Source organism: Psychromonas sp. (assembly GCF_047632955.1).
Taxonomy (GTDB): Bacteria; Pseudomonadota; Gammaproteobacteria; order Enterobacterales; family Psychromonadaceae; genus Psychromonas.
In genome coordinates, this window is record NZ_JBLIED010000030.1 from 1 (window position 1) to 14,683 (window position 14,683).

The 14,683-nt window shown below is 40.8% G+C and carries 14 protein-coding genes; 12 read left to right on the forward strand and 2 right to left on the reverse strand.

Annotated features, from left to right (window positions below; genetic code table 11):
• From ACJAZP_RS14920 to ACJAZP_RS14960, 9 genes are all read left to right on the forward strand, one after another.
• A partial coding sequence (locus ACJAZP_RS14920; RefSeq protein WP_415231537.1) for a S1 RNA-binding domain-containing protein occupies nt 1-932 on the forward strand: 932 nt, incomplete at its 5' end.
• A 137-nt stretch (nt 933-1,069) separates the two neighbouring features.
• A complete protein-coding gene (ihfB, locus tag ACJAZP_RS14925; RefSeq protein WP_415231538.1) occupies nt 1,070-1,357 on the forward strand; it encodes an integration host factor subunit beta in 288 nt (95 codons plus the stop codon).
• Between the two features lie 195 nt (nt 1,358-1,552).
• A complete protein-coding gene (locus ACJAZP_RS14930; RefSeq protein WP_415231539.1) occupies nt 1,553-1,840 on the forward strand; it encodes a LapA family protein in 288 nt (95 codons plus the stop codon).
• Nucleotides 1,841-1,846: 6 nt separating this feature from the next.
• Entirely contained in the window at nt 1,847-3,019 is a 1,173-nt protein-coding gene (lapB, locus tag ACJAZP_RS14935; protein WP_415231540.1) for a lipopolysaccharide assembly protein LapB, read from the forward strand.
• Nucleotides 3,020-3,132: 113 nt separating this feature from the next.
• Nucleotides 3,133-3,837, forward strand: a complete 705-nt coding sequence (gene pyrF, locus ACJAZP_RS14940) for an orotidine-5'-phosphate decarboxylase (RefSeq protein WP_415231541.1) — start codon at nt 3,133-3,135, stop codon at nt 3,835-3,837.
• A 54-nt stretch (nt 3,838-3,891) separates the two neighbouring features.
• Entirely contained in the window at nt 3,892-4,578 is a 687-nt protein-coding gene (locus ACJAZP_RS14945) for a MaoC family dehydratase (RefSeq protein ID WP_415231542.1), read from the forward strand.
• A 178-nt stretch (nt 4,579-4,756) separates the two neighbouring features.
• Nucleotides 4,757-5,776, forward strand: a complete 1,020-nt coding sequence (locus ACJAZP_RS14950; protein ID WP_415231543.1) for a Fe(3+) ABC transporter substrate-binding protein — start codon at nt 4,757-4,759, stop codon at nt 5,774-5,776.
• Nucleotides 5,754-7,397: an ABC transporter permease gene (locus ACJAZP_RS14955; RefSeq protein ID WP_415231544.1), complete on the forward strand. Its 1,644-nt coding sequence runs from the start codon at nt 5,754-5,756 to the stop codon at nt 7,395-7,397. The genes ACJAZP_RS14950 and ACJAZP_RS14955 overlap by 23 nt, the downstream gene beginning before the upstream one ends.
• A complete protein-coding gene (locus tag ACJAZP_RS14960) occupies nt 7,397-8,449 on the forward strand; it encodes an ABC transporter ATP-binding protein (RefSeq protein ID WP_415231545.1) in 1,053 nt (350 codons plus the stop codon). The genes ACJAZP_RS14955 and ACJAZP_RS14960 overlap by 1 nt, the downstream gene beginning before the upstream one ends.
• A gap of 60 nt (nt 8,450-8,509) precedes the next feature.
• On the opposite strand, the gene glnD is transcribed toward ACJAZP_RS14960, so the two are convergent.
• Nucleotides 8,510-11,119, reverse strand: a complete 2,610-nt coding sequence (gene glnD / locus ACJAZP_RS14965; RefSeq protein ID WP_415231572.1) for a [protein-PII] uridylyltransferase — start codon at nt 11,117-11,119, stop codon at nt 8,510-8,512.
• 85 nt (nt 11,120-11,204) lie between these two features.
• Complete coding sequence (gene map, locus ACJAZP_RS14970; RefSeq protein ID WP_415231546.1) at nt 11,205-11,993, reverse strand: type I methionyl aminopeptidase; 789 nt, start codon at nt 11,991-11,993, stop codon at nt 11,205-11,207.
• 439 nt (nt 11,994-12,432) lie between these two features.
• Here map and ACJAZP_RS14975 point away from each other — a divergent pair, with 439 nt between their 5' ends.
• The 3 genes from ACJAZP_RS14975 to ACJAZP_RS14985 all read left to right on the forward strand — a co-directional run bounded on the left by ACJAZP_RS14975 (nt 12,433) and on the right by ACJAZP_RS14985 (nt 14,426).
• Entirely contained in the window at nt 12,433-13,035 is a 603-nt protein-coding gene (locus ACJAZP_RS14975) for an HD-GYP domain-containing protein (protein WP_415231547.1), read from the forward strand.
• 275 nt (nt 13,036-13,310) lie between these two features.
• Entirely contained in the window at nt 13,311-13,616 is a 306-nt protein-coding gene (locus ACJAZP_RS14980; RefSeq protein WP_415231548.1) for a DUF2007 domain-containing protein, read from the forward strand.
• A 423-nt stretch (nt 13,617-14,039) separates the two neighbouring features.
• Entirely contained in the window at nt 14,040-14,426 is a 387-nt protein-coding gene (locus ACJAZP_RS14985; protein WP_415231549.1) for a hypothetical protein, read from the forward strand.
• Nucleotides 14,427-14,683: the final 257 nt, after the last annotated feature.

Sequence of the window (14,683 nt, forward strand, 5' to 3'; positions counted from 1 at the left end):
AATTTGATCGTGAGCGTACTCGTGTATCGCTAGGTCTTAAGCAACTTGGTGAAGATCCATGGGTAGCAATCGCTAAGCGTTACCCTGAATCAACTCGTCTAACTGGTAAAGTGACTAACTTAACTGATTACGGTTGTTTTGTTGAGATTGAAGAAGGTGTTGAAGGTTTGGTTCACGTTTCAGAAATGGATTGGACTAACAAAAACATTCACCCGTCTAAAGTTGTTAACCTTGGTGACAGTGCTGAAGTTATGGTCCTTGATATCGATGAAGAACGTCGTCGTATCTCTCTAGGTCTTAAACAGTGTAAACCTAATCCATGGGAAGAGTTCTCTTCAACGCATGATAAAGGTCAAAAAGTTTCTGGTAAGATTAAATCTATCACTGACTTTGGTATCTTCATCGGTCTTGATGGCAACATCGATGGTCTAGTACATCTTTCTGACATCAGTTGGGAAGTTGAAGGCGAAAAAGCTGTTCTAGATTACAAAAAAGGCGATGAGATTGAAGCTGTTGTACTTCAAGTTGACCCTGAGCGCGAGCGTATCTCTTTAGGAATCAAACAGATTGCTATTGACCCGTTCAATAATTACTTAGCAGAAAACAAGAAAGGGTCTATTGTTGTAGGGACTATCTCTGAAGTTGATGCTAAAGGTGCAACTATTACTCTTGCTGATGGCGTTGAAGGTTACATTCGTGTAGCTGATATTGCACGTGAGCGTGTTGAAGATGCATCTACAGTACTTAAAGCTGGTGAGTCTATTGATGCTAAATTCGTTGGTGTAGATCGTAAAAACCGCGTAATTAGCCTTTCTATTAAAGCAAAAGATGAAGCTGATGAGAAAGAAGCAATTGATAGCTTGAAACAACAAGACGAAGCAAGCATGGGTAATGCGATGCTTGATGCGTTTAACGCAGCTAAAGGCAAATAATTATTGAGTGGCTGGTAATCAGCCACTCTTACCTGAATTACTTGGAAAAACATTTCCGATTTTCCAGATAGCTTGGGTAATAATTAGCATTAACTGGAGTCGGTTTACTGTATTCAAATTTGAGCACGAGGTAAGTTATGACTAAGTCTGATCTGATCGAAAGACTAACCAGTAAGCACTTTCAATTGTCGGTAAAAGAAGTGGAAGATAGCGTAAAAGAAACACTATCATTAATGGCTAATACACTTGCTCAAGGCGAACGTATTGAAGTTAGAGGTTTTGGTAGTTTCTCTTTACATTATCGTGCCCCAAGGGTTGGACGGAATCCCAAAACAGGTGATAGAGTTGAACTCAATGGTAAGTATGTCCCTCATTTTAAACCCGGCAAAGCATTGAGAGAGCGGGTAAATGCGACAAATGCTTAACTAAAAAATGGTGCTTTTAAAGCACCATTTTTTTATTTTCAATTCCTCTGCATCCTTTAAAAACATCAATCTTTATTTTTATCTGTTTTGTCTGCAATTCGCGCAATAAAATCTGCAATACATCCATATCAATGATTTATTCCCTGTTTAATATATACTAAACTGGTAACTCATCTTTTTTGCTAAGGTATCGCTATGAAACGTATTATTACTCTAATTATTACAATTTTATTCTTTGTGGTTGCAGCTTTACTCGGTTTAAAAAATCAGCAGTTAGTAAATATTAATTATTTGCTGGCGCAAAGTGAAATGCGTCTTGCTACATTATTAGCAATTATATTTTTAATTGGTGTTATTACATCGGGCATTATTGCCGTACTCTTTTCTTTGAAATTAAAAATAAAAAACAGGCAGTTACTTAAAATGAATAAAAAGCAGAGTAAAGAACTTAATGAGTTACGTGCTTTACCTGTAAAAGATTAACTTTTAGTGCAAGAACTGTTTTTTCTTTTACTTCCTGTTGCTGCCTTATATGGGTGGTATATGGGGGTGCGCAGCGTACATCAAAAGAAACAAAAAAAAGGCAATAAGCTCAGCAGAGATTACGTCCAGGGGTTGAATTTTTTGCTAAGTGATCAACCCGACAAAGCGGTCGATCATTTTATTGCGCTGCTGGAGGTTGATAATGAAACCATTGAGACACATCTCGCATTAGGCAATCTATTCCGCCAGCGTGGCGAGGTTGAACGTGCTATTCGAATTCACCAGAACTTAATTGCACGTCCCTCTCTGACCCTGGAACAACGGGATTTGGCCCTACTGCAATTAGGTAAAGACTTTTATCAGGCTGGTTTATTTGATCGCAGTGAAAAGATATTTATACAGTTAAAAGGATCGCCTGAATATCAGGAGGTTGCACTGGAAAACCTGCTGCTTATCTATCAGCAGCTTAAAGAGTGGAAAGATGCGGTGATGGTGACCGAATCTTTGTTTAAATTATCCAAGGGGATAAAAAAGCGCAGGACATTATCCTACCTCTACTGCAGTCTGGCAGAACAATTAAAAACACCGGATGACGACAAACAAAAAGTTAAACTTTATCAAAAGGCATTAACTATTTTTCCAAATTGTATACGCGCAAATATTGCTCTCTGCGATTATTATCTTGTACAAAATAACCCCCAAAAGGCGTTACAAATTTTACACTCAATTCCTGAATTGGATATTGATTTCACTGAAGTTGTATTAGACAGATTATTAAAATTACATCAGCAGCAGGGCAGTGAACAGGAATTAATAGACTACCTTTATAATATTGTCAGTATCGGCGCAGGAGCCAGTGCCGTTATATTATTAGCTGAACTTATTGCCAAATATCACGGCATTAAAAAAGCTCAGGAATTTATGTTGCAGGAGTTAAGCCGCAATACTACGATGAAAGGCTTTAACCATTTAATGACTTATCATTTACAGTTAGCCCAATCGACAAGTGAAAAAGAAAGTCTCACTTTTTTACAAAAGCTGGTGACAGAGCAGATTAAACTGCGTCCTAAATATCGTTGTCAAAAATGTGGATATTCGAGCAAAAAATTATATTGGCAATGTCCTTCCTGTAAAAATTGGGGAAGAATTAAACCTATTCGCGGGCTGGACGGCGAATAAAAAATGAATGCTTAAAGGCGGGAACGCTGGAAAGCAGGAAGGCTGGAACGCTGTTTAGTTTTCCGGCCTTCTCGTCTTAAAATTCAAATTATAGTTAAAAGACAGGAAATAGAATGAATCAGTTAGTAGATCCTAAGGTAGTGATCGCATTAGACTATCAAGACAAACAACAAGCATTAGATTTTATCAATCAACTGGATCCGACTAGTTGCCGCTTAAAGATTGGTAAAGAGATGTTCACCCATTTCGGGCCTGAATTTGTTAAACATCTGGTTTCCCAGGGGTTCGATGTTTTTTTAGATCTTAAATTTCATGATATTCCCAATACCGTCGCCAGTGCCGTTAAAGCGGCTGCTGATTTAGGAGTGTGGATGGTTAATGTGCACGCCAGCGGAGGACGGCGCATGATGGAGGCTGCAAAAAATATTCTGGCACCCTATGGAACTAAGGCACCGCTATTAATAGCAGTGACAGTGTTAACCAGCATGGATCAAAGTGACTTGTTAGAGTTAGGCATTGAGTTATCCCCGGCGGAACAGGTCAAGCGCCTTGCTAAGCTGGCTAAATTAAGCGGTCTGGATGGCGTGGTATGTTCGGCCCACGAAGCGGCAGAATTAAAAACCTTATTAGGTGCTGAGTTTAAATTAATAACGCCGGGAATTCGTCCGCTGGGCAGTGATGCGGGTGATCAGCGCCGTATTATGACACCCAGACAAGCAATTGATGCCGGTTCTGATTATCTGGTTATTGGCCGTCCAATCACCCAGGCACAAAATCCCGTTGAAGTATTAAAAAATATCAATGATAGTCTGGTTTGATGGTGTTGAGTGATAAACAGATATTTTCTTTCACCATTAACTTGGAATTATTAAATGAAACGATTTGATATTAATAAATATAAAATTGAATTTATGGGAAAGTTTGGCATTGATTTTAAACAATGGATGTCTCCTTCTATTCGAGATTATTATTCGTTATTCATCAAGAATGCGCATCGCAATAAAGGTCAGATTTTATCCTATGTGAAAGAATATGCGGTCTTAAAAGATGGTCATTCTGTCAAAGTAGCGCAAAAACCGGTGCAGTTGTTACCCGAAGCAAGAGAGCTGTTTTTATCTTTGCAAAATCAGATCGGAGAAGAAGTACATGTTGGTGAGTGGGTAACGGTTTCTCAACAGAGAATTGACCAGTTTGCTGATGTAACTGAAGATCATCAGTGGCTGCATAACGATGTTGATCGGGCAAAAAAAGATTCTCCTTTTAAAACCACCATTGCCCATGGTTTTCTTACCTTGTCTTTATTACCGCGTTTAACCGATAGTGTGAATCCTGAAAAACCGCTTTATCCAAATTCTAAAATGACAGTTAATTATGGCCTTAACCAAGTTCGTTTCCCCTATCCGGTTAAAACAGGCAGCGTTATTCGAGCTCATAGTCGTTTGATTAAAGTCACGCCGGTCAAAAATGGTTTAGAAATAGAAAAAGAGATTTCTGTCGAAATACAAAATACCCGTCGTCCAGGCTGTGTCGCCGTCTCTGTAGTGCGTGTTTATTTTTAAATTGAGTATCACAGAGAAACGATATTGGTCAGGTGTCTCTGTTGAACTGCTTGTTGACTGCGTTATTATTTTGTTTTAAATCAATAAAGTTTCAATAAAGCAGAAAACTGCTTGCTAATGGTAATAGTTATCATTAGTATCCTTTTTATCGATAACAATTCCTATTTAGGACAATAAAATGTTTATAAAAAAATTCCTGACCTCTGCTGTTATTTTGTCAAGTTTAAGTGTCGCCAGCTTTGCAGTTCATGCCGAAGAAGTAAATATTTACTCATTTCGTCAACCTTTTCTGATTGAGCCGATTATGGATAAATTTACAACAGAAACGGGTGTTAAAGTAAATATATTGTTTGCTAAAAATGGTCTGATTGAGCGAGTTAAGCGGGAAGGTAAATTATCGCCTGCGGATCTTGTATTAACCTCGGATTTTAGCCGCTTAATGATGATCAATGATGACCATCTTACCCAAGCCGTTGACAGTAAAATACTAAATGAAAATATCCCCAGCCAATATCGCGATCCGAAACAGCATTGGTTTGCATTAACAACCCGAGTACGTAATATTTACTCTTCTGCTGAGCGCATTGGCCCTGCTGCTAATATCACTTACCAAGATTTGGCCAGCCCGGAATTTAAAGGCAAGGTCTGTATGCGTGCAGGCAAGCATCCTTATAATGTCTCATTACTTGCTTCTGTGATTGCTCATGACGGTCAAGCCGCTGCCAAAACCTGGCTGGAAGGCTTAAAAGCTAACCTTGCGCGTAAACCACAGGGTAATGACCGTGACCAAGTCAAAGCGATTAAAGACGGTCTTTGTGATTACGCATTAGGTAATAGTTATTATCTGGGTAAGATGCTTGCCGATCCGCAACAGGTGAGTTGGGCTGAAGCCGTTAATATTAATTTCCCGAATCAGGCAACAACCGGTTCACATGTTAATGTCAGTGGTGTGGTCTTGACTAAGTATGCACCCAACAAAAGCAGTGCCATTAAACTGATGGAGTTTTTGTCAAGTGAAGCTGCACAGAAAATGTATGCAGAAGTTAATTACGAGTATCCGGTAAACAAAAACGTGGCGCCTTCTAAATTAGTCGCATCATGGGGCGAATTCAAAGCAGATTCCATTGCGCTTTCTGATATTGCCAAGCAGCATCAAACCGCTATAAAATTACTGGATGAAGTCAAATTTGATCTCTAGAGTCAATCTTTACAAGTTACTGCCATGGGCAGTAACTTGCCTTTTAATTGCGCCAATATTAGCACTTATTTTAAGTGCTTTTCAGATCGATGACAGCGGTAGTTTTCAACACTTAATTGATACGGTGTTGTGGGATTACAGTTTAAATTCATTGCTGATGATCTTAGGGGTGATTACTCTAAGTTTTATTTTTGCACTGCCCGTTGCCTGGTTTGTTGCCTGTTGCGAATTCCCCGGTCGCAGCATATTACAGTGGGCGTTAATGCTTCCCCTGGCTCTTCCGCCTTATATTGTTGCCATTGTATATACTGACCTGCTGGATTTTTCAGGTCCGGTACAGCATTTTTTGCGCGCATTAATGGGCTGGCAGCATACCTCTGATTATTATTTCCCCGATATCCGCACAATTTCCGGGGCAATCATTATTTTAAGTTTAAGCCTCTTTCCTTATTTGTATCTGTTATTGCGAGGTGCTTTTTTAGGGCAATCCGGTGGATTGTTTCAGGCTGCCCGCACTCTGGGTTTATCTCCGACACGCGCTTTTTTTCGTGTTTCTTTACCGCTTTCTCGTACTGCTATGGCCGTTGGTTTATCATTAATTGCCATGGAAACATTGGGCGATTTTGCAACGGTTCATTATTTTGCAGTCAGCACCCTAACCACGGCCGTTTATAATACCTGGTTGGAGCTCGGCAGTTTGACCACTGCTGCAAAAATATCATCGTTGATGTTATTAGCATTGGTTATTTTAATCAGCCTCGAAAATCACAGCCGGCGCAGACAAAAATTATACCAGCGCAGTGGTGCAACCCATACGGAGTTGCGTTTTGTCTTACGGGGCTGGCGAAAGTGGGGAGTATTAGTTTTTTCCTGGGGACTGTTATTTTTTGCTTTTATCCTGCCCTTAGCCGTTCTATTTTATTATGCGAGCCTCTATTTCAGCCAGTCACTTAACCTTTCTTTATGGACATACACCCTAAACAGCGTCTGGCTGGCAACGATTGTGGCCTCTTTAGCGCTGTTAATCGCATTAATTGTTAATTTTTACCAGCGTTTATCACCGGGAGCATTAGCCAAAGCGACGATCCGCTTATCCTCCTTAGGTTATGCGCTGCCGGGTACCGTGGTTGCAATTGCTGTTCTTATTCCCTTAAGCAGTCTGGATTTGTGGCTCGACGGACAACTCCTTGAGCATGGTTATTCAAGGGTAGGTTTGCTTTTTTCAGGCACGCTGTTTGTGTTAGTGGCCGGTTATTTAGTACGTTTTAGTGCGATAGCCGTGGGCAGTATAGACAGCAGTCTGGCGCAAGTTTCTCCGTCATTAGACAGTGCCTCGCGCACGCTTGGGGAAAGCGCGGCACAAACTATCCGCCGGGTTAATTTGCCGTTAATCAGCAAAGGCATGCTCAGTGCCTTTATTTTGGTTTTTATCGAGGCCATGAAAGAGCTGCCCACGGCTTTATTATTACGCCCGTTTAATTTTGAAACTCTGGCAACTTATGCCTATCAATTTGTTTCCGATGAGATGATAGAATACGCCGCCTTACCCGCTTTATTAATTGTTTTAATGGGGCTTGTGCCTTTTATTGTTGTCAGCCGTTTAATGGAGAAAGCCTCTTAATGTCGACCCTTACTGTTAATAAATTAAGCTGTTTTTATCAAAATAACCAAGTACTTAATTCGCTGGATCTGGCGCTCGCTGATAATGAAATAGTGTGTTTATTGGGAGAGAGCGGCTGCGGAAAAACAACCCTGCTAAGAGCGATTGCCGGGCTGCAGATAGAATTGTCCGGAGAGATAAAAATAAATGCTAAAACAGTGAATAGTATGGGCATTAATATTCCACCGGAAGAACGAAAAGTAGGTTTAATTTTTCAGGATTATGCATTGTTTCCGCACTTAAATGTGTTTGACAATGTCGCCTTTTCATTGCATAAACTCAGCCGCACCGCGCAGCAACAGGTTGTTACTGAAGTATTAACCTTGGTACGCTTAAAAGATTTTGCCGATCGTTTTCCACATCAGCTTTCAGGCGGACAGCAGCAGCGGATAGCGATTGCCCGTGCGCTGGCCTATCAACCTGAACTGATGTTATTAGATGAACCTTTCTCAAATTTAGACCATCATGTGCGTTTTAAGTTAATCGATGAAATCAGACAGTTACTTAAAGCGCATTCCATGAGCGCATTATTTGTCACCCATTCTAAAGAGGAAGGTTTTGCTTTTGCCGATAGAATTGCGTTGATGCAGGCCGGTAAAATAGTGCAAATTGATACTGCGCAAACATTATACAGTCATCCCAACTCAATGTATGTGGCTGACTTTATGGGCTTAAGTAATTATCTTCGAGTAACGGTAAAGGATAAATATTCTTATCAGTCGGATCTTGGTTTATTAAACTGTAATGCGATTATTGAACATTCGGTTAATACCCCCTTGACCCTGTTATTACGACCGGAGCAGCTTGCGGTTGAAGTCGATCCCCTAGGCAAAGGTACTATAACAAAGGTTGATTTTTTAGGTGCATACCAACATATCAGCATTGATTATTTAGGTCAGTCTTATATTGTAAAGCAGAGTAATCATTATGGTAACTGCATGCAGTTGAAGGTCGGGGAGAAAGTATCTTTGGCTGTATTAAGCCATGATTTTGTTGCCTTTGAAAGAGAATAAAATTAATGGCGAATGTTAACCCGCCACTAATTATTTAACATTGCTGGCTGTAAAATTTAATCACTCAGGGCTAAGCTTGGTCATTAACTGGGCTTTTAAGTTTTCTTCCTGCTGCTCAGTCAGTGCATTACCTTCAACCGTTGAAATAATAAAAAGATCCTCCGCACGTTCGCCAATGGTGGTTATTTTGGCCGTAAAAAGAACCATCCCGCTGAACCTGAAAATCTCGCCAATATCCGCTAAAATCCCCGGTGCATCAAAAGCGACCAGTTCAATTTGGGTACGTTTACGACGCGTCGGTAAAAAAGTCACCTGCGGTTCAAATTTGAATTGTCGTTTAACGCGTGCCAGACGAGTTTGTTGTCGGTTGACTTTTTCCGGTGCAAGCAGCGCCATTTCTATCGCTTTCTTGAGACGCTGAATTTTCTCAGGGTCAAGGTGGCTGCCATCTTCTTCTAATACGGTAAAAGTACTTAATGAGAAGTCATCTCTGCTGGAAAGGATTTTTGCATCATGAATATTGAGTTTTTTATTATCAATGATGGTCACCACGCTGGAGAACAACGCCGGCATCTCTTTCTGATAGACAAAAATTTCAGTTGCTTCGCTACTTTTTTGCTCACTGATTAACACCATCGGCAGGCTATGATCTTTATGCGCTAAAAGATTTTTAGTATGCCAAGCTATCTGTTGCGAGCGATAACGGAAAAAGTAATCGAGCTTAAAGCGTTTCCAAAGGGTTTTTGCCTGGGTGTCTGTAATGCCTTGCTCGCGTAAAATAGCGAGACTTTTACGCTGTCTGTCACGGATCAGGTCACGAATATCCGGCGGATTTTCCAATCCGCGGCGCAGTACTTTTAATGTGCTGAAATATAAATCGCGTAACAAAGCGGCTTTCCAACTGTTCCAGGTTTCTTCGTTGGTGGCGCGAATATCAGCAACGGTTAAACATTGTAATAGATTTAAACGTTTTTCATCACGCACTATTTTGGCAAATTTAATGACTACGCGCGGATCACTGATATCGCGACGTTGTGCCGTTACCGACATGGTCAGGTGTTCCTTGACTAACCAGGCGACGGTTTTACTCTCATAGCGGCTGAGTCCGTGTAACTCACAAAATGCCCGCGCATCAACAGCACCCAGTGTGGAATGGTCGCCCTTTTGGCCCTTAGCAATATCATGAAAAATACCGGCTAAAAAAAGCAGTTCAGGTTTATCCAGCTCATTATAAATATCAGTTGTCAGAGGGTAGATCTGTTTATTTGCAGTAAAATTGTAAATATTGTTAATCAGTTTGTGGGTATGCTCATCAACGGTGTAAGCATGAAACAAGTCAAACTGCATCTGTCCGACAATACGGCTCCACTGGGGAATATACGCGGCTAGAACGCCGTATTTATGCATTAGAGTGAATGCCAAACCCATCCCCCGGGGGTGCCTGATAATTTCCATAAAAATATCGCGGCACTCGGGAATGTTCTGCAGCCAGTGCGTTAAGCAGCGGCGCACACCATGGAGTTCACGCAGGGTGGGTGAGTAGATCCCCTTAATTTTTGGGTTTTCAGCGATATGCAGGAATAACTGTAAGATTGATTCTGGTTGCTCGTTGAATAATGATTTGCTTTTAAGTTCAATCATGTCTTCGCGTAATTGAAAGTTTTGATCAATATTTTCAATGTGCGTTGCAATATTGCCTAAAATAGCCTCGTCAAAATATTGCAGTAACATCTCATTGAGCTCTTTTACGCGATGAATAGTTTGATAAAAGGCTTTCATCATCTGCTCAACAGCGGTATTACCGGATCCGGAGTAACCAAGCAGGCGGGATACTTCTGTCTGATAATCAAATAGCAGACGATTATCGGGTCGATTGGTCACCGAATGCAGCGCAAACCGAATTGTCCAGAGCAACGCCTGGCAGTCGACTAACTCACGGTACTCGCCTTGTGTTATGTAGTTGGAACCGGTTAATTCTATCAGGCTGTTAACACCAAAATGACGCTTGGCAATCCAAGCTATGGTTTGAATGTCACGCAAACCACCACTGCCGTTTTTAAGATCCGGTTCGAGGTTGTAACCATCACCGCGGCAATTTTTATGGCGCTTAATTTGTTCCTCTTTTTTAATGGTAAAAAACTGATCCGACGGCCAAAAAGTTTTATCATCAATCAGGGCGGTCAACTCTTCAAAAGTTTGTTGGTTGCCGCTGAGATAACGTGCTTCAATCATACTGGTAGCAACGGTAATATCGGCACTACCCTGTTCAAAACAATCTTTTAGGGTACGTACGCTGTTACCAATATCAAGTTTCAGATCCCATAATTGAGTAATAAAGGCACTTATTTTATTTTCCGAGGCTTCATTAAACCCTTCTTTTGAAAGAATAAGCAGATCAATATCAGATTTCGGGTGCAGTTCTCCGCGACCATAACCGCCAACGGCAACCAGGCAGAGATCATCACATGACGCCAGTCCTAAATGATCCCACAGACGGCTTAAGAGTTGATCAATATAACGGGCACGCAGTGTCACAATTTCGGCTATTTTATGTTTGCGCTTAAAGCTCTCAAGCTGCCATTCGCGGAATTCATTTAAATGATTTTTCAGAAAGGGCAGCGTCAGGTTGTCTTTAGATATATTGTTCGGGGAAAGCGGTTCAAAATCCATGTCCATTTTGACCTCTGATTAGGGCTAATTGATGGGTGCAAAGCACCCGTGATATAAGAGAAAAGTTTAATTCAAAAGACTTAAATTAGTCATGATTAATAATACGTGCGATGGTTTCTTCAGGGCGAAGGGTTAATATTTCGACACCTGTTTCAGTGACTAACAAAGTATGTTCCCATTGTGCCGATAATTTTTTATCTTTTGTAATAACAGTCCAATCATCATTAAGGACTTTACAGGTTTTTTTACCTGCATTGATCATCGGCTCAATGGTAAAACATTGTCCTGCTTTCAGTGTTTCACCGGTTCCGGCTTTACCATAATGCAGCACTTGTGGCTCTTCATGGAAGCCTACACCAACACCATGTCCGCAATATTCACGTACCACTGAATAGCTGTTTTTTTCTGCATGTTTTTGAATTGCTGCACCAATATCGCCCAAACGTGTACCGGGTTTTACTAACTTAATGCCGATATATAAACATTCCTGGGTAATACGCGCTAAACGTTCCGCCATAATAGAGGTTTTACCAACCGGAAACATTTTTGACGTATCACCGTGATAACCGTCTTTAATGACAGTGATATCAATATTCATCATATCTCCTTCCTTCAATGCTTTATCATTGGGAATACCGTGACAGACCACATAGTTAAGAGATGTGCAGATTGATTTTGGAAAACCGTGGTAATTTAAAGGTGCCGGAATAGCTTTTTGTACATCGACAATATAATCATGGCAGATTTGATTTAATTCATTAGTGGTGGCCCCTTTTTTAATAAAAGGTTCGATCATCGTCAATACATCTGCAGCCAATTGTCCGGCAATACGCATTTTTTCGATCTCTTCGGATGTTTTAATGATTCCAGTCATGTTTTATTCTCTTTAATTGTTACTGATAAATTTAACTATTAACTATAAAGAATTTATAGCTATGAAGCCAGCGAAGTTAAACCCTTTTATTGCTATGGGAATAGTTGAGAAAGGTTACTCTTAGGTGATTGTGGATGAACAGGGGTGGGTTTTTTATTGCTTTTAAAGGGGCTGAGTTTTAATCTCAATGGCTATAAAAAAAACCTAAAAACCGTCACTAAAGCAGAAAAAACTCAAGGTTTTGCGCTTGTGGGGGTTATACAAGCGTTTGCCGGTGGGGGATGTAAAAATGCCCCTAGGCATTGATAAATCAGAAGATAGCTCTCATACACTTGACGTTTGATTATATTTTGACCGAGCGCATATTGTTATTCGATTGTGCTTGGTGTATTAATTACTTCCAACTGATTTTACAGTGGTAATAACTATGGAGCGCTTCATGGACAAGATTCAGCTCGATTATAATAAACTTTGCCTCTGCACTGAAGCCTTGAGATGTGCTTTAGAGCATCGGGATATCCACACCCAACGCCACTCTCAGCGGGTAATCGCTTTATCTGAAGCGCTCGGAATCGCCTGTCAATTATCAGCAACTGAAATAGGCATACTTAAAATAAGCGCCTCTTTGCATGATATTGGTAAAATTGGTATTCCAGATAATATTCTCTTAAAACCCGGTACATTGGAGCCAGATCAGTGGCTGATAATGAAAAGCCATGCACAGAAGGGCGAGGATATTATTAAAAAATTAGAGATACAAAACACTCCGGCCATTGCCAACATCGTACGCCATCATCACGAGCATTACGATGGCCAAGGTTACCCTGATCAATTAAGCGGAGAGCAGATACCTATTCTGTCGCGTATTCTTTCCGTGGCCGACAGTTACGATGCTATTACACAATCACGCTCCTACCATCAGGCAAAAACACACCATCAAGCAATGCAAATAATACACGGTGAAAAAGGTACAAAACTCGATCCAAAGATAGTTGATCTCTTTGCGCTGCTGATTGAAACCAGTCAATATAAAGCGCAATAGCAGCGCCGTTCTGTTGTACCTTGCTGAGCATTGAATAAGTTAACCAAATAAAGTGAAAAATTCAGCACAACAGCATCAATTATACTAAGATCACAACGAATTGAGCGAGTTAAAAACTTTAAACGGGGTGGTATGCCAGAAGAAGTTGCAGCCTCTATCGCTTTTCTTTTATCAGATGACGTACCTTAGATAACAGCTGCGTTTGTCGATATTGCTGGTGGTAAATAGCCGCCTGACTAACAATCTGTTAACAGTGTGTATATGAGGATTTAATAATGAAAATGGTTTATAGCAACGAAAATCAGTTTCTTGTGAGCAATGTAAAAAACCTCATTGAGGCGCAAGAAATAGATACATTTATTAAAAATGAATTTGCCCAAGGTGCAGCAGGGGAAATCTCACCCTTAGATTCTTGGCCCGAAGTTTGGATTTATAATGATTCAGATTTTGACCGGGCAGTAGAAATCGTAACATTATCACAGCGTCGTAGTACAACAGTTGATTGGATTTGTGAAAATTGTTCTGAGAAAAATGATCCTTCTTTTGAAATCTGCTGGAATTGTCAGCATGAAAAATCATAACAAATAAGGACAGACTGTGCGGGTTACATAAACCCTGTTATTGGATAAGCCGTCTTTTTATCTCTTCTGTTGGCCGTCAATATTTAATGTGTTTTTATCCTTAATCTTATTTTTTCAAATCATTGTTTGTAATTAAAGTGCGGTGTGGGACTTATGTGATCGATAGCGCGCCTGGTGTTATCACCTCTGTCATCATTTAATACCCGTCTTAGCCTTGATTTTTTCCCATGAGTTTTTTGTACTACGCTTATAATTCTAAAGATTAATGCCAATAATCAAACTCCCTACCAGAGTAATGAACACGGATTTTTAAAAAGTGGAAAGATTATTTAGTGTTATCTAAAAATTTTTCCCGCTTTCTTAAAGCGATCATTACAGAGCTTTGATAGTTGAAGTATCCACCGACACAAAGGAGAAAACAGCATGCGCATAGCCAAAGAAGATATAGACGTTAAGATGCAGATTCCAGGCGCCGTGATCCGTCAGCAAACTGAATTCGGCGATGCCACCGGGTTAGGTAAGATCAGTGGCGAGTACTTCAGTCTCTCGGCTGGTGTTGATACTACACCGTTATTCCAGGGACTTGATGGCGATATGTGTCAGTGCCCGCACTGGGGTTTTGTGTTGTGCGGGCAACTCACGACAACGGATGCGCAGGGCATGCAGGAAACCGTCAACGCGAATGATCTGTTTTACTGGCCGCCCGGGCACAATGTAAAGGTCAACGCCGACGCGGAGATAGTCATGTTTAGCCCTCAACAACTGCACAGCCACGTCATAAATCACATGATAGAGAAGGTCAAAAGCTAATCATCCCACAAACGCCGCCGCGCTCAAGTTCGAGTGTCAGGCGGCCATTCACTGGATTTTGCTTCTTGCTAATCACTTTATTGCTGCAGTGTCGCCTTTGAGTGCGTGTAGACGCGATCTTTTAACCGTAAAATAGGTATGCAAGCTTATAAGTCTTAATCGGCGTTCAATTCGTTGTGGTTTGCACCTGCTAAAACGTCCACATAAATGACCCTCCCTTTGCTGGCGGTTTTATCGATTTGAAAAGTCTGTGAATG